General features: G+C 53.4%; 19 protein-coding genes and 1 riboswitch. Of the genes, 12 read left to right on the forward strand and 7 right to left on the reverse strand.

Annotation, left to right across the window (positions count from 1 at the left end):
• From FFT88_RS01110 to rpoC, 9 genes are all read left to right on the forward strand, one after another.
• A partial coding sequence (locus FFT88_RS01110; protein ID WP_032274332.1) for an EF-Tu/IF-2/RF-3 family GTPase occupies positions 1-482 on the forward strand: 482 nt, incomplete at its 5' end.
• Positions 483-711: 229 nt separating this feature from the next.
• Positions 712-1,095 (forward strand): preprotein translocase subunit SecE, encoded by a 384-nt coding sequence (secE, locus tag FFT88_RS01115; protein WP_001275702.1) that lies wholly within the window; start codon positions 712-714, stop codon positions 1,093-1,095.
• A gap of 1 nt (position 1,096) precedes the next feature.
• Positions 1,097-1,642 carry a transcription termination/antitermination protein NusG gene (gene nusG / locus FFT88_RS01120; RefSeq protein WP_001287516.1) on the forward strand — a complete coding sequence of 182 codons (546 nt, stop codon included), beginning with the start codon at positions 1,097-1,099 and terminating at the stop codon, positions 1,640-1,642.
• Positions 1,643-1,800: 158 nt separating this feature from the next.
• Positions 1,801-2,229, forward strand: coding sequence for a 50S ribosomal protein L11 (gene rplK, locus FFT88_RS01125; RefSeq protein ID WP_001085926.1), 429 nt, complete (start codon positions 1,801-1,803; stop codon positions 2,227-2,229).
• 3 nt (positions 2,230-2,232) lie between these two features.
• Positions 2,233-2,937, forward strand: coding sequence for a 50S ribosomal protein L1 (gene rplA / locus FFT88_RS01130; protein ID WP_001096684.1), 705 nt, complete (start codon positions 2,233-2,235; stop codon positions 2,935-2,937).
• Positions 2,938-3,349: 412 nt separating this feature from the next.
• The gene (gene rplJ, locus FFT88_RS01135) at positions 3,350-3,847 is read left to right on the forward strand and encodes a 50S ribosomal protein L10 (protein WP_001207201.1); all 498 of its coding nucleotides are present in this window, start codon (positions 3,350-3,352) and stop codon (positions 3,845-3,847) included.
• Between the two features lie 66 nt (positions 3,848-3,913).
• On the forward strand, positions 3,914-4,279 hold the full coding sequence (gene rplL / locus FFT88_RS01140; protein WP_000028879.1) for a 50S ribosomal protein L7/L12: 366 nt from the start codon (positions 3,914-3,916) through the stop codon (positions 4,277-4,279).
• Between the two features lie 319 nt (positions 4,280-4,598).
• On the forward strand, positions 4,599-8,627 hold the full coding sequence (gene rpoB / locus FFT88_RS01145; protein WP_000263098.1) for a DNA-directed RNA polymerase subunit beta: 4,029 nt from the start codon (positions 4,599-4,601) through the stop codon (positions 8,625-8,627).
• A gap of 76 nt (positions 8,628-8,703) precedes the next feature.
• The gene (rpoC, locus tag FFT88_RS01150) at positions 8,704-12,927 is read left to right on the forward strand and encodes a DNA-directed RNA polymerase subunit beta' (RefSeq protein WP_000653944.1); all 4,224 of its coding nucleotides are present in this window, start codon (positions 8,704-8,706) and stop codon (positions 12,925-12,927) included.
• Between the two features lie 241 nt (positions 12,928-13,168).
• On the opposite strand, the gene thiH is transcribed toward rpoC, so the two are convergent.
• The 7 genes from thiH to FFT88_RS01185 form a co-directional block, all read right to left on the reverse strand.
• Entirely contained in the window at positions 13,169-14,302 is a 1,134-nt protein-coding gene (gene thiH, locus FFT88_RS01155) for a 2-iminoacetate synthase ThiH (RefSeq protein ID WP_135405226.1), read from the reverse strand.
• Positions 14,299-15,069 (reverse strand): thiazole synthase, encoded by a 771-nt coding sequence (gene thiG, locus FFT88_RS01160; protein ID WP_135405228.1) that lies wholly within the window; start codon positions 15,067-15,069, stop codon positions 14,299-14,301. The genes thiH and thiG overlap by 4 nt, the downstream gene beginning before the upstream one ends.
• 1 nt (position 15,070) lies before the next feature.
• Positions 15,071-15,271 carry a sulfur carrier protein ThiS gene (gene thiS, locus FFT88_RS01165; RefSeq protein WP_001166232.1) on the reverse strand — a complete coding sequence of 67 codons (201 nt, stop codon included), beginning with the start codon at positions 15,269-15,271 and terminating at the stop codon, positions 15,071-15,073.
• A complete protein-coding gene (gene thiF, locus FFT88_RS01170) occupies positions 15,255-16,010 on the reverse strand; it encodes a thiazole biosynthesis adenylyltransferase ThiF (protein WP_135405231.1) in 756 nt (251 codons plus the stop codon). Before thiF ends, thiS begins: the two co-directional genes overlap by 17 nt.
• The gene (gene thiE / locus FFT88_RS01175) at positions 16,003-16,638 is read right to left on the reverse strand and encodes a thiamine phosphate synthase (protein WP_135405536.1); all 636 of its coding nucleotides are present in this window, start codon (positions 16,636-16,638) and stop codon (positions 16,003-16,005) included. Before thiE ends, thiF begins: the two co-directional genes overlap by 8 nt.
• Positions 16,638-18,533: a phosphomethylpyrimidine synthase ThiC gene (thiC, locus tag FFT88_RS01180; protein ID WP_135405234.1), complete on the reverse strand. Its 1,896-nt coding sequence runs from the start codon at positions 18,531-18,533 to the stop codon at positions 16,638-16,640. Before thiC ends, thiE begins: the two co-directional genes overlap by 1 nt.
• Before the next feature lie 80 nt (positions 18,534-18,613).
• Positions 18,614-18,714: riboswitch (TPP riboswitch) on the reverse strand.
• A 51-nt stretch (positions 18,715-18,765) separates the two neighbouring features.
• Positions 18,766-19,242 carry an Rsd/AlgQ family anti-sigma factor gene (locus FFT88_RS01185; RefSeq protein ID WP_064530412.1) on the reverse strand — a complete coding sequence of 159 codons (477 nt, stop codon included), beginning with the start codon at positions 19,240-19,242 and terminating at the stop codon, positions 18,766-18,768.
• Between the two features lie 94 nt (positions 19,243-19,336).
• Between FFT88_RS01185 and nudC the strand changes: the two genes are divergently transcribed.
• Genes nudC through nfi form a run of 3 tightly spaced genes read left to right on the forward strand, consistent with a single transcriptional unit; the run spans position 19,337 to position 21,895 of the window.
• Positions 19,337-20,110 (forward strand): NAD(+) diphosphatase, encoded by a 774-nt coding sequence (nudC, locus tag FFT88_RS01190; protein ID WP_130210155.1) that lies wholly within the window; start codon positions 19,337-19,339, stop codon positions 20,108-20,110.
• A gap of 39 nt (positions 20,111-20,149) precedes the next feature.
• On the forward strand, positions 20,150-21,214 hold the full coding sequence (gene hemE, locus FFT88_RS01195) for a uroporphyrinogen decarboxylase (RefSeq protein ID WP_130222636.1): 1,065 nt from the start codon (positions 20,150-20,152) through the stop codon (positions 21,212-21,214).
• A gap of 9 nt (positions 21,215-21,223) precedes the next feature.
• The gene (gene nfi, locus FFT88_RS01200) at positions 21,224-21,895 is read left to right on the forward strand and encodes a deoxyribonuclease V (protein ID WP_130216333.1); all 672 of its coding nucleotides are present in this window, start codon (positions 21,224-21,226) and stop codon (positions 21,893-21,895) included.
• Positions 21,896-21,932 lie beyond the last annotated feature (37 nt).

Genomic DNA, 21,932 nt, shown 5'->3' on the forward strand with positions numbered 1-21,932 from the left:
GTATCATCAAAGTTGGTGAAGAAGTTGAAATCGTTGGTATCAAAGAGACTCAGAAGTCTACCTGTACTGGCGTTGAAATGTTCCGCAAACTGCTGGACGAAGGCCGTGCTGGTGAGAACGTAGGTGTTCTGCTGCGTGGTATCAAACGTGAAGAAATCGAACGTGGTCAGGTACTGGCTAAGCCGGGCACCATCAAGCCGCACACCAAGTTCGAATCTGAAGTGTACATTCTGTCCAAAGATGAAGGCGGCCGTCATACTCCGTTCTTCAAAGGCTACCGTCCGCAGTTCTACTTCCGTACTACTGACGTGACTGGTACCATCGAACTGCCGGAAGGCGTAGAGATGGTAATGCCGGGCGACAACATCAAAATGGTTGTTACCCTGATCCACCCGATCGCGATGGACGACGGTCTGCGTTTCGCAATCCGTGAAGGCGGCCGTACCGTTGGCGCGGGCGTTGTAGCAAAAGTTCTGAGCTAATTGCCGATAACATTTGACGCAATGCGCACTAAAAGGGCATCATTTGATGCCCTTTTTGCACGCTTTCGTACCAGAACCTGGCTCATCAGTGATTTTCTTTGTCATAATCATTGCTGAGACAGGCTCTGTTGAGGGCGTATAATCCGAAAAGCTAATACGCGTTTCGATTTGGTTTGCCTCGCGATCGCGGGGTGAAAATGTTTGTAGAATACTTCTGACAGGTTGGTTTATGAGTGCGAATACCGAAGCTCAAGGAAGCGGGCGCGGCCTGGAAGCGATGAAGTGGGTCGTTGTGGTGGCATTGCTCCTGGTGGCAATTGTCGGCAACTACCTTTATCGCGACATTATGCTGCCGCTGCGTGCGCTGGCCGTAGTAATTCTGATTGCTGCAGCGGGTGGTGTCGCGCTGTTAACGACAAAAGGTAAAGCAACCGTTGCTTTTGCCCGTGAAGCGCGTACCGAAGTCCGTAAGGTCATTTGGCCGACTCGCCAGGAAACATTGCACACCACGCTGATTGTGGCTGCGGTTACCGCAGTAATGTCACTGATCCTGTGGGGACTGGATGGTATTCTGGTTCGCCTGGTATCCTTTATCACTGGCCTGAGGTTCTGAGATGTCTGAAGCTCCTAAAAAGCGCTGGTACGTCGTTCAGGCGTTTTCCGGTTTTGAAGGCCGCGTAGCAACATCGCTGCGTGAGCATATCAAATTACACAACATGGAAGATTTGTTTGGTGAAGTCATGGTACCAACCGAAGAAGTGGTTGAAATCCGTGGCGGTCAGCGTCGCAAAAGCGAACGCAAATTCTTCCCAGGTTACGTCCTCGTTCAGATGGTGATGAACGACGCGAGCTGGCACCTGGTGCGCAGCGTACCGCGTGTGATGGGCTTCATCGGCGGTACTTCCGATCGTCCTGCGCCAATTAGCGATAAAGAAGTCGATGCGATTATGAACCGCCTGCAGCAGGTTGGTGATAAGCCGCGTCCGAAAACGCTGTTTGAACCGGGTGAAATGGTCCGTGTTAATGATGGTCCGTTCGCTGACTTCAACGGTGTTGTTGAAGAAGTGGATTACGAGAAATCTCGTCTGAAAGTGTCTGTTTCTATCTTCGGTCGTGCGACCCCGGTAGAACTTGACTTCAGCCAGGTTGAAAAAGCCTAACCCAGCGATCAAAAAAGCGGCGATTTAATCGTTGCACAAGGCGCGAGATTGGAATACAATTTCGCGCCTTTTGTTTTTATGGGCCTTGCCCGTAAAACGATTTTTTATATCACGGGGAGCCTCTCAGAGGCGTTATTACCCAACTTGAGGAATTTATAATGGCTAAGAAAGTACAAGCCTATGTCAAGCTGCAGGTTGCAGCTGGTATGGCTAACCCGAGTCCGCCAGTAGGTCCGGCTCTGGGTCAGCAGGGCGTAAACATCATGGAATTCTGCAAAGCGTTCAACGCAAAAACTGATTCCATCGAAAAAGGTCTGCCGATTCCGGTAGTAATCACCGTTTACGCTGACCGTTCTTTCACTTTCGTTACCAAGACTCCGCCGGCAGCAGTTCTGCTGAAAAAAGCGGCTGGTATCAAGTCTGGTTCCGGTAAGCCGAACAAAGACAAAGTGGGTAAAATTTCCCGCGCTCAGTTGCAGGAAATCGCGCAGACCAAAGCTGCCGACATGACTGGTGCCGACATTGAAGCGATGACTCGCTCCATCGAAGGTACTGCACGTTCCATGGGCCTGGTAGTGGAGGACTAAGAAATGGCTAAACTGACCAAGCGCATGCGTGTTATCCGCGAGAAAGTTGATGCAACCAAACAGTACGACATCAACGAAGCTATCGCTCTGCTGAAAGAGCTGGCGACTGCTAAATTCGTAGAAAGCGTGGACGTTGCTGTTAACCTCGGCATCGACGCTCGTAAATCTGACCAGAACGTACGTGGTGCAACAGTACTGCCGCACGGTACTGGCCGTTCCGTTCGCGTAGCCGTATTTACCCAGGGTGCAAACGCTGAAGCTGCTAAAGCTGCAGGTGCTGAACTGGTAGGTATGGAAGATCTGGCTGACCAGATCAAGAAAGGCGAAATGAACTTTGACGTTGTTATTGCTTCTCCGGATGCAATGCGCGTTGTAGGCCAGCTGGGCCAGGTTCTGGGTCCGCGCGGCCTGATGCCAAACCCGAAAGTGGGTACTGTAACGCCGAACGTTGCTGAAGCGGTTAAAAACGCTAAAGCTGGCCAGGTTCGTTACCGTAACGACAAAAACGGCATCATCCACACCACCATCGGTAAAGTGGACTTTGACGCTGACAAACTGAAAGAAAACCTGGAAGCTCTGCTGGTTGCGCTGAAAAAAGCAAAACCGACTCAGGCGAAAGGCGTGTACATCAAGAAAGTTAGCATCTCCACCACCATGGGTGCAGGTGTTGCAGTTGACCAGGCTGGCCTGAGCGCTTCTGTAAACTAATGCCTTTACGTGGGCGGTGATTTTGTCTACAATCTTACCCCCACGTATAATGCTTAATGCAGACGTATATCCGAGAGCTTCGGATTGTGGCAAGGCGGCAACTGAGTGAGTCGCCAGGAGCATAGCTAACTATGTGACTGGTGCGAACGAAGAAAGCCAACGCCGCCACAAGCTGAATAGCGACGGATAGAAAAGATTTGTTCGTTGGAGCCTGGCCTATCCAGGCCTCCGTCGAAGACCGCAGGAGTTTCGCAAGAAACTTAATCCCCTGCGTAGACGGTGACAGAACGCTAAGATTATTCTTTTATATTCTGGCTTGTTTCTGCTCACCGTAATTAAGACGCTCTCTCCATTTGGAGGAGTGAAGTGAGTTCCAGAGATTTTCTCTGGCAAACATCCAGGAGCAAAGCTAATGGCTTTAAATCTTCAAGACAAACAAGCGATTGTTGCTGAAGTCAGCGAAGTAGCCAAAGGCGCGCTGTCTGCAGTAGTTGCGGATTCCCGTGGCGTAACTGTAGATAAAATGACTGAACTGCGTAAAGCAGGTCGCGAAGCTGGCGTATACATGCGTGTTGTTCGTAACACCCTGCTGCGCCGTGCTGTTGAAGGTACTCCGTTCGAGTGCCTGAAAGACGCGTTTGTTGGTCCGACCCTGATTGCATACTCTATGGAACACCCGGGCGCTGCTGCTCGTCTGTTCAAAGAGTTCGCGAAAGCGAATGCAAAATTTGAGGTCAAAGCCGCTGCCTTTGAAGGTGAGCTGATCCCGGCGTCTCAGATCGACCGCCTGGCAACTCTGCCGACCTACGAAGAAGCAATTGCACGCCTGATGGCAACCATGAAAGAAGCTTCGGCTGGCAAACTGGTTCGTACTCTGGCTGCTGTACGCGATGCGAAAGAAGCTGCTTAATCGCAGTTATCTTTTTAACGCATTCGCTTACGTATAAACTTATTCTGATATTCAGGAACAATTTAAATGTCTATCACTAAAGATCAAATCATTGAAGCAGTTGCAGCTATGTCTGTAATGGACGTTGTAGAACTGATCTCTGCAATGGAAGAAAAATTCGGTGTTTCCGCTGCTGCTGCTGTAGCTGTAGCTGCTGGCCCGGTTGAAGCTGCTGAAGAAAAAACTGAATTCGACGTAATTCTGAAAGCTGCTGGCGCTAACAAAGTTGCTGTTATCAAAGCAGTACGTGGCGCAACTGGCCTGGGTCTGAAAGAAGCTAAAGACCTGGTAGAATCTGCACCGGCTGCGCTGAAAGAAGGCGTGAGCAAAGACGACGCAGAAGCACTGAAAAAATCCCTGGAAGAAGCTGGCGCTGAAGTTGAAGTTAAATAAGCCAACCCTTCCGGTTGCAGCCTGAGAAATCAGGCTGATGGCTGGTGACTTTTTGGTCACCAGCCTTTTTGCGCTGTAAGGCGCCAGTAGCGTTTCACACTGTTTGACTACTGCTGTGCCTTTCAATGCTTGTTTCTATCGACGACTTAATATACTGCGACAGGACGCCCGTTCTGTGTAAATCGCAATGAAATGGTTTAAGCGTGATAGCAACAGGCATTGCGGAAAGTGTTCCATTTTCCGGTCAACAAAATAGTGTTGCACAAACTGTCCGCTCAATGGACAGATGGGTCGACTTGTCAGCGAGCTGAGGAACCCTATGGTTTACTCCTATACCGAGAAAAAACGTATTCGTAAGGATTTTGGTAAACGTCCACAAGTTTTGGATGTACCTTATCTCCTTTCTATCCAGCTTGACTCGTTTCAGAAATTTATCGAGCAAGATCCTGAAGGGCAGTATGGTCTGGAAGCTGCTTTCCGTTCCGTATTCCCGATTCAGAGCTACAGCGGTAATTCCGAGCTGCAATACGTCAGCTACCGCCTTGGCGAACCGGTGTTTGACGTCCAGGAATGTCAAATCCGTGGCGTGACCTATTCCGCACCGCTGCGCGTTAAACTGCGTCTGGTGATCTATGAGCGCGAAGCGCCGGAAGGCACCGTAAAAGACATTAAAGAACAAGAAGTCTACATGGGCGAAATTCCGCTCATGACAGACAACGGTACCTTTGTTATCAACGGTACTGAGCGTGTTATCGTTTCCCAGCTGCACCGTAGTCCGGGCGTCTTCTTTGACTCCGACAAAGGTAAAACCCACTCTTCGGGTAAAGTGCTGTATAACGCGCGCATCATCCCTTACCGTGGTTCCTGGCTGGACTTCGAATTCGATCCGAAGGACAACCTGTTCGTACGTATCGACCGTCGCCGTAAACTGCCTGCGACCATCATTCTGCGCGCCCTGAACTACACTACTGAACAGATCCTCGACCTGTTCTTTGAAAAAGTTATCTTTGAAATCCGTGATAACAAGCTGCAGATGGAACTGGTGCCGGAACGCCTGCGTGGTGAAACCGCATCTTTTGACATCGAAGCTAACGGTAAAGTGTACGTAGAAAAAGGCCGCCGTATCACTGCGCGCCACATTCGCCAGCTGGAAAAAGACGACGTCAAACTGATCGAAGTCCCGGTTGAGTACATCGCAGGTAAAGTGGTTGCTAAAGACTATATTGATGAGTCTACCGGCGAGCTGATCTGCGCAGCGAACATGGAGCTGAGCCTGGATCTTCTGGCTAAGCTGAGCCAGTCTGGTCACAAGCGTATCGAAACGCTGTTCACCAACGATCTGGATCACGGCCCATATATCTCTGAAACCTTACGTGTCGACCCAACTAACGACCGTCTGAGCGCACTGGTAGAAATCTACCGCATGATGCGCCCTGGCGAGCCGCCGACTCGTGAAGCAGCTGAAAGCCTGTTCGAGAACCTGTTCTTCTCCGAAGACCGCTATGACCTGTCTGCGGTTGGTCGTATGAAGTTCAACCGCTCTCTGCTGCGCGAAGAAATCGAAGGTTCCGGTATCCTGAGCAAAGACGACATCATTGATGTTATGAAAAAGCTCATCGATATCCGTAACGGTAAAGGCGAAGTCGATGATATCGACCACCTCGGCAACCGTCGTATCCGTTCCGTTGGCGAAATGGCGGAAAACCAGTTCCGCGTTGGTCTGGTACGTGTAGAGCGTGCGGTGAAAGAGCGTCTGTCTCTGGGCGATCTGGATACCCTGATGCCTCAGGATATGATCAACGCCAAGCCGATTTCCGCAGCAGTGAAAGAGTTCTTCGGTTCCAGCCAGCTGTCTCAGTTTATGGACCAGAACAACCCGCTGTCTGAGATTACGCACAAACGTCGTATCTCCGCACTCGGCCCAGGCGGTCTGACCCGTGAACGTGCAGGCTTCGAAGTTCGAGACGTACACCCGACTCACTACGGTCGCGTATGTCCAATCGAAACCCCTGAAGGCCCGAACATCGGTCTGATCAACTCTCTGTCCGTGTACGCACAGACTAACGAATACGGCTTCCTTGAGACTCCGTATCGTAAAGTGACCGACGGTGTTGTAACTGACGAAATTCACTACCTGTCTGCTATCGAAGAAGGCAACTACGTTATCGCCCAGGCGAACTCCAACCTGGATGAAGAAGGCCACTTCGTAGAAGACCTGGTAACTTGCCGTAGCAAAGGCGAATCCAGCTTGTTCAGCCGCGACCAGGTTGACTACATGGACGTATCCACCCAGCAGGTGGTATCCGTCGGTGCGTCCCTGATCCCGTTCCTGGAACACGATGACGCCAACCGTGCATTGATGGGTGCGAACATGCAACGTCAGGCCGTTCCGACTCTGCGCGCTGATAAGCCGCTGGTTGGTACGGGTATGGAACGTGCTGTTGCCGTTGACTCCGGTGTAACTGCGGTTGCTAAACGTGGTGGTGTCGTTCAGTACGTGGATGCTTCCCGTATCGTTATCAAAGTTAACGAAGACGAGATGTATCCGGGTGAAGCAGGTATCGACATCTACAACCTGACCAAATACACCCGTTCTAACCAGAACACCTGTATCAACCAGATGCCGTGTGTGTCTCTGGGTGAACCGGTAGAACGTGGCGACGTGCTGGCAGATGGTCCGTCTACCGACCTCGGTGAACTGGCGCTTGGTCAGAACATGCGCGTAGCGTTCATGCCGTGGAATGGTTACAACTTCGAAGACTCCATCCTCGTATCCGAGCGTGTTGTTCAGGAAGACCGTTTCACCACCATCCACATTCAGGAACTGGCGTGTGTGTCCCGTGACACCAAGCTGGGGCCGGAAGAGATCACCGCTGACATCCCGAATGTGGGTGAAGCTGCGCTCTCCAAACTGGATGAATCCGGTATCGTTTACATTGGTGCGGAAGTGACCGGTGGCGACATTCTGGTTGGTAAGGTAACGCCGAAAGGTGAAACTCAGCTGACCCCAGAAGAAAAACTGCTGCGTGCGATCTTCGGTGAGAAAGCGTCTGACGTTAAAGACTCTTCTCTGCGCGTACCAAACGGTGTATCCGGTACGGTTATCGACGTTCAGGTCTTTACTCGCGATGGCGTAGAAAAAGACAAACGTGCGCTGGAAATCGAAGAAATGCAGCTCAAACAGGCGAAGAAAGACCTGTCTGAAGAACTGCAGATCCTCGAAGCGGGTCTGTTCAGCCGTATCCGTGCTGTGCTGGTAGCCGGTGGTGTTGAAGCTGAGAAGCTCGACAAACTGCCGCGCGATCGCTGGCTGGAGCTGGGCCTGACCGACGAAGAGAAACAAAATCAGCTGGAACAGCTGGCTGAGCAGTATGACGAACTGAAACACGAGTTCGAGAAGAAACTCGAAGCGAAACGCCGCAAAATCACCCAGGGCGACGATCTGGCACCGGGCGTGCTGAAGATTGTTAAGGTATATCTGGCGGTTAAACGCCGTATCCAGCCTGGTGACAAGATGGCAGGTCGTCACGGTAACAAGGGTGTAATTTCTAAGATCAACCCGATCGAAGATATGCCTTACGATGAAAACGGCACGCCGGTAGACATCGTACTGAACCCGCTGGGCGTACCGTCTCGTATGAACATCGGTCAGATCCTCGAAACCCACCTGGGTATGGCTGCGAAAGGTATCGGCGACAAGATCAACGCCATGCTGAAACAGCAGCAAGAAGTCGCGAAACTGCGCGAATTCATCCAGCGTGCGTACGATCTGGGCGCTGACGTTCGTCAGAAAGTTGACCTGAGTACCTTCAGCGATGAAGAAGTTATGCGTCTGGCTGAAAACCTGCGCAAAGGTATGCCAATCGCAACGCCGGTGTTTGACGGTGCGAAAGAAGCAGAAATTAAAGAGCTGCTGAAACTTGGCGACCTGCCGACTTCTGGTCAGATCCGCCTGTACGACGGCCGCACTGGTGAACAGTTCGAACGTCCGGTAACCGTTGGTTACATGTACATGCTGAAACTGAACCACCTGGTCGACGACAAGATGCACGCGCGTTCCACCGGTTCTTACAGCCTGGTTACTCAGCAGCCGCTGGGTGGTAAGGCACAGTTCGGTGGTCAGCGTTTCGGGGAGATGGAAGTGTGGGCGCTGGAAGCATACGGCGCAGCATACACCCTGCAGGAAATGCTCACCGTTAAGTCTGATGACGTGAACGGTCGTACTAAGATGTATAAAAACATCGTGGACGGCAACCATCAGATGGAACCGGGCATGCCAGAATCCTTCAACGTATTGTTGAAAGAGATTCGTTCGCTGGGTATCAACATCGAACTGGAAGACGAGTAATTCTCGCTCAAACAGGTCACTGCTGTCGGGGTAAAACCCGGCAGCGGATTGTGCTAACTCCGACGGGAGCAAATCCGTGAAAGATTTATTAAAGTTTCTGAAAGCGCAGACTAAAACCGAAGAGTTTGATGCGATCAAAATTGCTCTGGCTTCGCCAGACATGATCCGTTCATGGTCTTTCGGTGAAGTTAAAAAGCCGGAAACCATCAACTACCGTACGTTCAAACCAGAACGTGACGGCCTTTTCTGCGCCCGTATCTTTGGGCCGGTAAAAGATTACGAGTGCCTGTGCGGTAAGTACAAGCGCCTGAAACACCGTGGCGTCATCTGTGAGAAGTGCGGCGTTGAAGTGACCCAGACTAAAGTACGCCGTGAGCGTATGGGCCACATCGAACTGGCTTCCCCGACTGCGCACATCTGGTTCCTGAAATCGCTGCCGTCCCGTATCGGCCTGCTGCTCGATATGCCGCTGCGCGATATCGAACGCGTACTGTACTTCGAATCCTATGTGGTTATCGAAGGCGGTATGACCAACCTGGAACGTCAGCAGATCCTGACTGAAGAGCAGTATCTGGACGCGCTGGAAGAGTTCGGTGACGAATTCGACGCGAAAATGGGTGCGGAAGCAATCCAGGCCCTGCTGAAGAGCATGGATCTGGAGCAAGAGTGCGAACAGCTGCGTGAAGAGCTGAACGAAACCAACTCCGAAACCAAGCGTAAAAAGCTGACCAAGCGTATCAAACTGCTGGAAGCGTTCGTTCAGTCTGGTAACAAACCAGAGTGGATGATCCTGACCGTTCTGCCGGTACTGCCGCCAGATCTGCGTCCGCTGGTTCCGCTGGATGGTGGTCGTTTCGCGACTTCTGACCTGAACGATCTGTATCGTCGCGTCATTAACCGTAACAACCGTCTCAAACGTCTGCTGGATCTGGCTGCGCCGGACATCATCGTACGTAACGAAAAACGTATGCTGCAGGAAGCGGTAGACGCCCTGCTGGATAACGGTCGTCGTGGTCGTGCGATCACCGGTTCTAACAAGCGTCCTCTGAAATCTTTGGCCGACATGATCAAAGGTAAACAGGGTCGTTTCCGTCAGAACCTGCTCGGTAAGCGTGTTGACTACTCCGGTCGTTCTGTAATCACCGTAGGTCCATACCTGCGTCTGCATCAGTGCGGTCTGCCGAAGAAAATGGCGCTGGAGCTGTTCAAACCGTTCATCTACGGCAAGCTGGAACTGCGTGGTCTTGCTACCACCATTAAAGCTGCGAAGAAAATGGTTGAGCGCGAAGAAGCTGTCGTCTGGGATATCCTGGACGAAGTTATCCGCGAACACCCGGTACTGCTGAACCGTGCACCGACTCTGCACCGTCTGGGTATCCAGGCATTTGAACCGGTACTGATCGAAGGTAAAGCTATCCAGCTGCACCCGCTGGTTTGTGCGGCATATAACGCCGACTTCGATGGTGACCAGATGGCTGTTCACGTACCGCTGACGCTGGAAGCCCAGCTGGAAGCGCGTGCGCTGATGATGTCTACCAACAACATCCTGTCCCCGGCGAACGGCGAACCAATCATCGTTCCGTCTCAGGACGTTGTACTGGGTCTGTACTACATGACCCGTGACTGTGTTAACGCCAAAGGCGAAGGCATGGTGCTGACTGGCCCGAAAGAAGCAGAACGTCTGTATCGCTCTGGTCTGGCTTCTCTGCATGCGCGGGTTAAAGTGCGTATCACCGAGTATGAAAAAGATGCTAACGGTGAATTAGTAGCGAAAACCAGCCTGAAAGACACGACTGTTGGCCGTGCCATTCTGTGGATGATTGTACCGAAAGGTCTGCCTTACTCCATCGTCAACCAGGCGCTGGGTAAAAAAGCAATCTCCAAAATGCTGAACACCTGCTACCGCATTCTCGGTCTGAAACCGACCGTTATTTTTGCGGACCAGATCATGTACACCGGCTTTGCATATGCAGCGCGTTCTGGTGCATCTGTTGGTATCGATGACATGGTCATCCCGGAGAAGAAACACGAAATCATCTCCGAGGCAGAAGCAGAAGTTGCTGAAATTCAGGAGCAGTTCCAGTCTGGTCTGGTAACTGCGGGCGAACGCTACAACAAAGTTATCGATATCTGGGCTGCGGCGAACGATCGTGTATCCAAAGCGATGATGGATAACCTGCAAACTGAAACCGTTATTAACCGTGACGGTCAGGAAGAGAAGCAGGTTTCCTTCAACAGCATCTACATGATGGCCGACTCCGGTGCGCGTGGTTCTGCGGCACAGATTCGTCAGCTTGCTGGTATGCGTGGTCTGATGGCGAAGCCGGATGGCTCCATCATCGAAACGCCAATCACCGCGAACTTCCGTGAAGGTCTGAACGTACTCCAGTACTTCATCTCCACCCACGGTGCTCGTAAAGGTCTGGCGGATACCGCACTGAAAACTGCGAACTCCGGTTACCTGACTCGTCGTCTGGTTGACGTGGCGCAGGACCTGGTGGTTACCGAAGACGATTGTGGTACCCATGAAGGTATCATGATGACTCCGGTTATCGAGGGTGGTGACGTTAAAGAGCCGCTGCGCGATCGCGTATTGGGTCGTGTAACTGCTGAAGATGTTCTGAAGCCGGGTACTGCTGATATCCTCGTTCCGCGCAACACGCTGCTGCACGAACAGTGGTGTGACCTGCTGGAAGAGAACTCTGTCGACGCGGTTAAAGTACGTTCTGTTGTATCTTGTGACACCGACTTTGGTGTATGTGCGCACTGCTACGGTCGTGACCTGGCGCGTGGCCACATCATCAACAAAGGTGAAGCAATCGGTGTTATCGCGGCACAGTCCATCGGTGAACCGGGTACACAGCTGACCATGCGTACGTTCCACATCGGTGGTGCGGCATCTCGTGCGGCTGCTGAATCCAGCATCCAGGTGAAAAACAAAGGTAGCATCAAGCTCAGCAACGTGAAGTCGGTTGTGAACTCCAGCGGTAAACTGGTTATCACTTCCCGTAACACCGAACTGAAACTGATCGACGAATTCGGTCGTACCAAAGAAAGCTACAAAGTACCTTACGGTGCGGTACTGGCGAAAGGCGATGGCGAACAGGTTGCTGGCGGCGAAACCGTTGCAAACTGGGACCCGCACACCATGCCGGTTATCACCGAAGTAAGCGGTTTTGTACGCTTTACTGACATGATCGACGGCCAGACCATTACTCGTCAGACCGACGAATTGACCGGTCTGTCTTCGCTGGTGGTTCTGGATTCCGCAGAACGTACCGCAGGTGGTAAAGATCTGCGTCCGGCACTGAAAATCGTTGATGCTCAGGGTAACGACGTTCTGATCCCGGGTACCGATATGCCAGCGCAGTACTTCCTGCCGGGTAAAGCGATTGTTCAGCTGGAAGATGGCGTACAGATCAGCTCTGGTGACACCCTGGCGCGTATTCCGCAGGAATCCGGCGGTACCAAGGACATCACCGGTGGTCTGCCACGCGTTGCGGACCTGTTCGAAGCACGTCGTCCGAAAGAACCGGCAATCCTGGCTGAAATCAGCGGTATCGTTTCCTTCGGTAAAGAAACCAAAGGTAAACGTCGTCTGGTTATCACCCCGGTAGACGGTAGCGATCCGTACGAAGAGATGATTCCGAAATGGCGTCAGCTCAACGTGTTCGAAGGTGAACGTGTAGAACGTGGTGACGTAATTTCCGACGGTCCGGAAGCGCCGCACGACATTCTGCGTCTGCGTGGTGTTCATGCTGTGACTCGTTACATCGTTAACGAAGTACAGGACGTATACCGTCTGCAGGGCGTTAAGATTAACGATAAACACATCGAAGTTATCGTTCGTCAGATGCTGCGTAAAGCTACCATCGTTAACGCGGGCAGCTCCGACTTCCTGGAAGGCGAACAGGTTGAATACTCTCGCGTCAAGATCGCAAACCGCGAACTGGAAGCGAACGGCAAAGTGGGTGCAACTTACTCCCGCGATCTGCTGGGTATCACCAAAGCGTCTCTGGCAACCGAGTCCTTCATCTCCGCGGCATCGTTCCAGGAGACCACTCGCGTGCTGACCGAAGCAGCCGTTGCGGGCAAACGCGACGAACTGCGCGGCCTGAAAGAGAACGTTATCGTGGGTCGTCTGATCCCGGCAGGTACCGGTTACGCGTACCACCAGGATCGTATGCGTCGCCGTGCTGCGGGTGAAGCTCCGGCTGCACCGCAGGTGACTGCAGAAGACGCATCTGCCAGCCTGGCAGAACTGCTGAACGCAGGTCTGGGCGGTTCTGATAACGAGTAATCGTTAATCCGCAAATAACGTAAAAACCCGCTTCGGCGGGTTTTTTTATGGGTGTAGTTCAGAGGGCAAAGTCTTCACGGGAAATATTAAGAAAGGCAGGGCGAAACGAGGAAGAAGCTTTTCGCCCTGGACAACATTCCTGCTGACGGCACTACCATAAAAAAACACAACGCTTTCAACAACCTTGCGTTTTTCATCTTCCGTAGCGGCTCGGAATAAATTTACGTTGTTACATTCTGTCTCATGGCCTTTGCGAGGCGCGTCCCAGATAGCTGTCCCAGTCTTTCCATACCGGCTGCAAACCCTGAGCAGTTAACGCGGCAGCAACCGCTTCCGGTCTGCGATCGTCGTGTGGTGAGAACTGTTCCAGCTCGGGGTGATTGTCGGCATAGCCACCTGGCTGCGTTTTCGAAAAAGCGCTGACGTTATTAATTGCCAGCGGAATCACGCGATCGCGAAACCACGGTGATTCCCGCGTGGAGAGTGACAGTTCAATCTCCGGTGCAAGCAGCCGGAAGGCACAGATGGTTTGCACTAACTGGCGTTCATCCATAATCGACGCAGGCTCAATGCCGCCAGTACACGGGCGCAGGCGCGGGAAGGAGACAGAGTAACGGCTTTGCCAGTAATGCTGTTGCAACCATAGCAAATGTTCGGCAACCATATAGCAGTCAACGCGCCAGCTGTCGGAAAGACCGATCAGAGCGCCGAGGCCTATCTTATCAATTCCCGCACACCCCAGCCGATCCGGCGTTTCCAGCCGCCAGAAGAAGTCCTGTTTTTTGCCTTTCAGATGATGGCGGGCATATGTCGCCTCGTGATACGTCTCCTGATAAACCATCACGCCATCGAGACCAAGCTGTTTTAGTTCGGCATATTCCGCCTCCGCCAGCGGTTGCACTTCCATCTGTAGTGAAGAGAACTGTTCACGCAGGGCAGGGAGATGACGACGAAAGTAATCCATCCCCACTTTCGCCTGATGTTCACCAGTGACTAATAGCAGATGTTCAAAGCCCATCTCCCGTATAGCGGCACTTTCCCTGGCAATATCTGCTTCATCCAGCGTTTTGCGCTTGATGCGATTGCTCATGGAAAATCCGCAGTACGTGCAGTCGTTAGCGCAAAGATTGGAAAGATAAAGCGGGACGTAGAAACTAACTGTGTTGCCAAATCGCTGACGGGTCAGGCGCTGCGCCCGTTGGGCCAGTGGTTCCAGATAGCCACTGGCAGCTGGCGATAACAGCGCCATCATATCGTCGCGGGTGAGTTGCGAGGCATTTAGCGCTCGCTCTACGTCAGCAGCCGTTTTGCCGTTGATACGCAGGCGGATGTCGTCCCAGTCCAGTTGTCGCCAGCGATCGCTGAAGGTTTTCATGCCGATGCCTCCAGAAATCCAGTCAGCGGGCTGGTGGCATGGGCAAAATGACTGCGGCTGCCCGGTCCGGACTGACGAGCCAGCAGGCCTGCTTCTACTGCCAGACGAAATGCCTTCGCCATGTTGACGGGATCGTCCGCGACGGCAATCGCCGTATTCACTAACACCGCGTCGGCCCCCATTTCCAGCGCCTGTGCGGCATGGCTGGGAACGCCGATGCCAGCATCAACGACCACCGGAACAGTGGCTTGCTGGATAATAATCTCCAGCATGGCACGGGTTTCCAGTCCCTGATTCGAGCCAATCGGCGCGCCGAGCGGCATCACCGCTGCACAGCCGACTTCTTCCAGACGTTTACACAATACCGGATCGGCCCCGCAGTAAGGCAGCACGACAAATCCCTGTTGTACCAGTGTTTCGGCGGCTTTTAATGTTTCGATGGGTTCGGGCAACAGCCAGCGGGCGTCAGGGTGAATCTCCAATTTTAGCCAGTTTGTGCCTAACGCTTCACGAGCCAGATGGGCGGCGAAAATGGCTTCTTCCGCGGTTTTCGCCCCGGATGTATTCGGCAGCAGGGTCACACCCGCCGCGATAAGCGGTTCGAGGATAGCGTCGTTGTGCTGGCGCAAGTCGACACGTTTCATCGCCAGCGTCACCAGTTGGCTGCCGGAAGCGCGGATCGCCTCCACCATCAGTTGTGAAGAGGCGAATTTCCCTGTGCCGGTAAAAAGATGTGAATCAAACGTTTTGTCCGCAATACGTAACATCTCAACCCCCTGCAATAACCTGAAAAAGCAGGATCTGGTCGCCATCCTGCACGATATGTTGCGTCCACTGCTCACGCGGGACGATTTGCTGATTAATCGCCAGAGCCGCGCCCGCTTGTCGTTGGTCGAGTTGCTCCAGTAGTTCGTGAACAGTTTGCCCGGCGGCGCACTGCATCGGTTGATCGTTAAACAGGATCTGCATTGCGTCCTCCGCATACCGGGCAACCTGTAGCGCGGCGCAACGCCAGGCTGCGCCACTGGCTCGACTTACCGTCGAATAGTCGGAGTTCTCCCGCCGGCGTCTCTATACCGCTTAATAACTTAATTGCTTCCAGTGCCTGCAAAGTGCCCATAACCCCGACCACCGGGCCAACCACGCCCGCCGTGCGGCAGTTGCGTTCTGGCTCCTGGTTATCTGGCCACAGGCAGCGGTAACACCCCTGCTCCCAGGGCGGCGTCAGTACCATCAACTGACCGCCAAATCCGACCGCGCTGGCGGTGATAAGCGGCGTGTTGAGTGCTACGCAGGCGGCATTAATCTCCTGGCGAGTCGCCATATTGTCGGTACAGTCGAGCACCACATCGGCTTGTGCAACCGCATCTTTTAACGCCTCACCCGTTAACCGCTGTTGCAATGCCGTCAGCTGAATATCGGGATTCAACTGAGTCAGTCGCTGTTGGCTGACATGTGATTTCGGGCGATCGATATCTTCAGTGGTAAAGAGGATTTGTCGTTGAAGGTTGCTTAAATGCACATGGTCGTCATCTGCCAGTATCAGCGTCCCGACGCCAGCGCCCGCCAGGTACAGCGCAGCAGGTGTACCCAGCCCGCCCAGACCAATAATCAGCACCTGGCTGTCGAGCAGTTTTTGCTGCCCGTCAAGAGCGATATCGTCGAGCAGGATTTGGCGGCTATAACGCATAAAATCACGGTCATTCATCGCCAACTCCTGCAATTTCCAGCAACTGTGCCGTTGCCAAACGCCAGTCTGCGGCTTGAGTAATGGCGCTAACGACGGCGATACTGCCGACACCCGTTGCTATCACCGCAGGCGCGCGTGGCAGACTGATACCGCCAATCGCCACGGTGGGATAATCCGCCAGTCGCTCAATGTGCCGTGCCAGTTGTTCCAGTCCCTGCGGTGCAGAAGGCATCTGTTTGGTTTGCGTCGGGAACACATGTCCCAGCGCGATATAAGAAGGGCGTGCTGCCAGCGCGACGTCGATCTCCATATCGTCATGGGTCGAAACGCCCAGCCGCAGGCCTGCCGCGCGGATGGCGTGGAGATCGGTGGCTTGCAAATCTTCCTGCCCCAAATGGACGCCATACGCCTGATGCTTGATCGCCAGCCGCCAGTAATCGTTGATAAACAATCGCGCGTTATAGCGGCGGCCCAGCGCAATTGCCGCCACGACATCGGCTTCCACTTCTTCATCGCGTTGATCTTTGATGCGTAGCTGGAGAGTACGTACGCCTGCACCCAACAGACGTTCGATCCACTGTACGCTGTCCACCACCGGGTACAGTCCTAAACGAAAAGGTACAGGAGGAAAATCAGGCTGATACATCACGCTTCCTCCTTACGCAGGTAGATTTCTCCGCCTCTGGCGCGGAAGTTCTCCGACATATCCGCCATTCCCACTTCAATGGTTTGCGCGGCGGCGTAATCACGTACTTCCTGGCTGATTTTCATCGAGCAGAATTTCGGCCCACACATGGAGCAAAAATGGGCGACTTTGCCGGACTCTTGCGGCAGGGTTTCATCGTGATAAGCGCGGGCGGTAAACGGGTCGAGGGCCAGATTAAACTGGTCTTCCCAGCGAAATTCGAAGCGGGCTTTCGACATGGCGTTATCGCGAATTTGCGCGCCCGGATGCCCTTTCGCCAGGTCGGCGGCGTGGGCGGCAATCTTATAGGTGATAAGCCCCTGCTTAACATCTTCTTTATTAGGCAGACCCAGATGCTCTTTTGGCGTTACGTAACAGAGCATCGCGCAGCCAAACCAGCCAATCATCGCCGCACCAATCCCCGACGTGAAGTGGTCATAGCCCGGCGCAATATCGGTAGTTAGCGGCCCCAGAGTGTAAAACGGCGCTTCGTGGCAGTGCTCTAACTCCTCGGTCATATTGCGGCGAATCATCTGCATCGGCACGTGGCCTGGGCCTTCAATCATCACCTGTACGTCATATTCCCAGGCGATTTTGGTCAGTTCGCCCAGCGTATGCAGTTCGGCAAACTGCGCTTCATCGTTGGCGTCCTGAATAGAACCGGGGCGCAGGCCGTCGCCCAGCGACAGCGAAACGTCATAAGCGGCACAGATTTCACAAATTTCGCGGAAGTGTTGATAGAGGAAATTTTCCTGATGATGGGAGAGGCACCATTTCGCCATAATCGAACCGCCGCGAGAGACGATACCGGTCAGGCGTTTCGCGGTCATCGGCACGTAGCGCAGCAGCACGCCCGCATGGATAGTGAAGTAATCCACACCTTGCTCGGCCTGTTCCAGCAACGTGTCGCGGAACGCTTCCCAGGTAAGATCTTCGGCGATCCCGTTAACCTTCTCCAGCGCCTGGTAGATCGGCACAGTACCGATCGGCACCGGGCTGTTACGCAAAATCCACTCGCGGGTTTCGTGAATATAGCGACCGGTGGAGAGATCCATCACCGTATCCGCTCCCCAGCGCGTGGACCATACCAGCTTTTCCACTTCTTCTTCGATGGAAGAGGTGACCGCCGAGTTGCCGATATTGGCGTTAACTTTTACCAGGAAGTTGCGACCAATAATCATCGGCTCCGATTCCGGATGATTAATGTTGGCCGGGATAATCGCACGTCCGGCAGCAACTTCATCACGGACAAATTCCGCAGTGATATTTTCCGGCAGACGTGCGCCAAAGCTCATTCCCGGATGCTGGTGGCGTAAAACTTCGCTACGGATGCGCTCGCGGCCCATATTCTCGCGGATGGCGATGAATTCCATCTCCGGTGTGATGATGCCCTGGCGGGCGTAGTGCAGTTGTGTGACGCGGCGCCCTGCTTTGGCGCGTTTTGGCGTTAATACGCCGCTAAAACGCAGCTCGTCGAGGCCATCATCTGCCAGCCGCGCTTTAGTGTAATCGGAACTGCGCACGGTAAGTTCTTCGGTATCGCCGCGCGCATCGATCCACGGCTGGCGTAGTTTTGCCAGCCCTTGTTGCACGTTAATGGCAATCTGCGGATCGCCATACGGGCCGGAGGTGTCGTAGACCGGAATCGCTTCGTTTTCTTCGTACTGCGGCTGTTCTTTGCTGCCGCCAATTAGTGTCAGGCTAAGCTGGATCTCACGCATCGGTACGCGCACGCCGGGGTGTGTGCCAGTGATATAAATGCGTTTTGAGTTCGGAAAGGCGGTGCCTTCCAGGGTGTCGATAAAATGTTGGGCCCGGGCGCGTTGTTCGCGGCGGGTCAGTTTTGTTGCAGACATAGCTCATTCCAAAAAGTTAAGGACGTGGCTTGTCAGACGACGGATGAAGCAAGAGACGATCGCCGCAAAGGCGATGCGATAGCAGATTAACTCTTGTTCCCTTCGCAGGTATTAGCCTGATCAGGTTCCGCGGATCCCGAATGAACGGTCTCAGCCAGTTAAGGCACTCCGACAAGAAATTAGCCCCGCAAACGGGGCGTTGAATGTAAATTACGCGTTAACAGCGCAGAACTCAAGCAGGATGTTTGACGCGGGCGGCGTCAAGCACAAGCAGAATCAGCTTATCTTCCAGCACAAAGCGTGCTTCCAGCGCCTCGCCGATGTCAGATAAAACCTGTTGAAACTCAAGGTAATTATCATGATCGATGGCGGTTTCCAGGCTGGAATCGTAGTAATCCATAATCTGTTGCGTGTTGGCTTCGAGTTGCGGCCAAATCTTCGCGGCATGAGCGAGTTGCCCGTTGCCTTCCAGTTTATGAAGAATGCGTTCATAAATACTGAAATGTCCGGCAGACAGGTAGTCGACCAGACTCTGGCAAAAATCATCAAGGGCTTTTTCATTCAGCCTCATGTACGATTCTTTGCCAGGCTTAATGCCAACCAGATTGTAGTAAGCCACGAGCAGATGCTTACGTACATGTAGCCAGCGATCAACCAGTTTGTTACTTCCTCTGACGTGCTCCGTCAGGTTATCGAGCTGGTTAAGCATGATTGACTCCGCAAGTTTGTATTCAAAAACTGCTCAGTGAGAAATGTAAAAACCATGTTAAACATGCCAGTGATGCAAAGGTAGTGCAAGAGCTATGGATCGTATAATTGAAAAATTAGATCACGGCTGGTGGGTAGTCAGTCATGAACAAAAATTATGGTTGCCGAAGGGAGAATTACCATACGGCGAAGCGGCAAATTTCGATCTTGTGGGTCAGCGCGCACTACAAATCGGCGAATGGCAGGGAGAACCTGTTTGGCTAGTGCAACAGCAGCGTCGTCACGATATGGGCTCGGTGCGCCAGGTCATTGATCTGGATGTCGGGCTGTTTCAATTAGCCGGACGTGGTGTGCAACTGGCGGAGTTTTATCGCTCGCATAAATACTGCGGTTACTGTGGGCATGACATGTATCCGAGCAAAACCGAATGGGCGATGCTATGCAGCCACTGCCGTGAGCGTTACTACCCACAAATCGCTCCCTGCATTATCGTTGCCATCCGTCGCGATGATTCAATCCTACTTGCTCAGCATACCCGGCATCGTAACGGTGTCCATACGGTACTCGCCGGATTCGTCGAAGTGGGCGAAACCCTCGAACAGGCAGTCGCGCGGGAAGTGATGGAAGAGAGTGGCATCAAAGTCAAAAACTTGCGTTACGTGACTTCCCAGCCGTGGCCGTTTCCTCAGTCTTTAATGACCGCGTTTATGGCGGAATATGACAGCGGCGACATCGTGATCGACCCGAAAGAATTGCTCGAGGCGAACTGGTATCGCTATGACGATTTGCCGTTACTTCCACCGCCCGGCACCGTAGCGCGCCGTCTGATAGAAGATACGGTGGCGATGTGTCGGGCAGAGTATGAGTGATGATACACTGACCGCCTGACGCACTAAGGAACAGCCAAAATGACCGAACTTAAAAACGATCGTTATCTGCGGGCGCTGCTGCGCCAGCCCGTTGATGTCACTCCAGTATGGATGATGCGCCAGGCGGGCCGCTATCTACCGGAATATAAAGCCACGCGCGCCCAGGCGGGCGATTTTATGTCGCTGTGCAAAAACGCCGAGCTGGCGTGCGAAGTGACTTTGCAACCGCTGCGTCGCTACCCGCTGGATGCGGCGATCCTCTTTTCCGATATCCTCACCGTGCCGGACGCGATGGGGTTAGGGCTCTATTTTGAAGCCGGAGAAGGTCCGCGTTTTACCTCGCCAGTCACCTGCAAATCCGACGTCGATAAACTGCCAATTCCGGACCCGGAAGATGAGCTGGGTTACGTGATGAACGCGGTGCGTACCATTCGTCGCGAACTGAAAGGCGAAGTGCCGCTGATTGGTTTTTCCGGCAGTCCGTGGACGCTGGCGACCTATATGGTGGAAGGCGGCAGCAGCAAAGCGTTCACCGTGATTAAAAAAATGATGTATGCCGATCCGCAGGCGCTGCACGCTCTGCTCGATAAACTGGCGAAAAGCGTCACTCTGTACCTGAATGCGCAGATTAAAGCCGGTGCTCAGGCAGTGATGATTTTCGACACCTGGGGCGGCGTGCTAACCGGGCGCGATTATCAACAGTTCTCGCTCTATTACATGCATAAAATTGTTGATGGTTTACTGCGTGAAAACGACGGTCGCCGCGTACCGGTCACGCTGTTTACCAAAGGTGGCGGACAGTGGCTGGAAGCCATGGCAGAAACCGGTTGCGATGCGCTGGGCCTCGACTGGACAACGGACATCGCCGATGCACGCCGCCGCGTGGGTGATAAAGTCGCGCTGCAGGGCAATATGGACCCGTCAATGTTGTACGCGCCGCCTGCCCGTATTGAAGAAGAAGTGGCGACAATCCTTGCCGGTTTCGGTCACGGTGAAGGCCACGTCTTTAACCTCGGCCACGGTATCCATCAGGATGTGCCGCCAGAACATGCTGGCGTATTTGTGGAGGCAGTGCATCGCCTGTCTGCGCCTTATCATCAGTAAGGAGTGGTTATGGATCTCGCGTCATTACGCGCTCAACAACTTGAACTAGCTTCTTCTGTGATCCGCGAGGATCGACTCGATAAAGATCCGCCGGATCTGATCGCTGGAGCCGATGTCGGGTTTGAGCAGGGCGGAGAAGTGACGCGAGCGGCGATGGTGCTGCTGAAATACCCCTCGCTTGAGCTGGTGGAGTATAAAGTGGCCCGCATCGCTACTACCATGCCTTACATTCCAGGTTTTCTTTCCTTTCGCGAATATCCTGCGCTGCTGGCAGCGTGGGAGATGCTGTCGCAAAAGCCGGATTTAGTGTTTGTCGATGGTCACGGGATCTCGCATCCGCGCCGTCTTGGCGTCGCCAGCCATTTTGGCTTATTGGTGGATGTGCCGACCATTGGCGTAGCGAAAAAACGGCTCTGCGGTAAATTCGAAGCGCTCTCCAGCGAACCGGGCGCGCTGGCCCCTCTGATGGATAAAGGCGAGCAGCTGGCCTGGGTCTGGCGCAGCAAAGCGCGCTGTAACCCTCTGTTTATTTCTACCGGCCATCGGGTCAGTGTGGATAGCGCGCTGGCGTGGGTACAACGCTGCATGAAAGGCTATCGCCTGCCGGAACCAACGCGCTGGGCGGACGCGGTGGCCTCGGAACGTCCGGCGTTCGTGCGCTATACAGCAAATCAGCCCTAATTCAGGTAAACTGCGGATAATTTCCGTATTTGAGAAC

It is taken from the genome of Escherichia sp. E4930 (assembly GCF_005845405.1).
Taxonomy (GTDB): Bacteria; Pseudomonadota; Gammaproteobacteria; order Enterobacterales; family Enterobacteriaceae; genus Escherichia.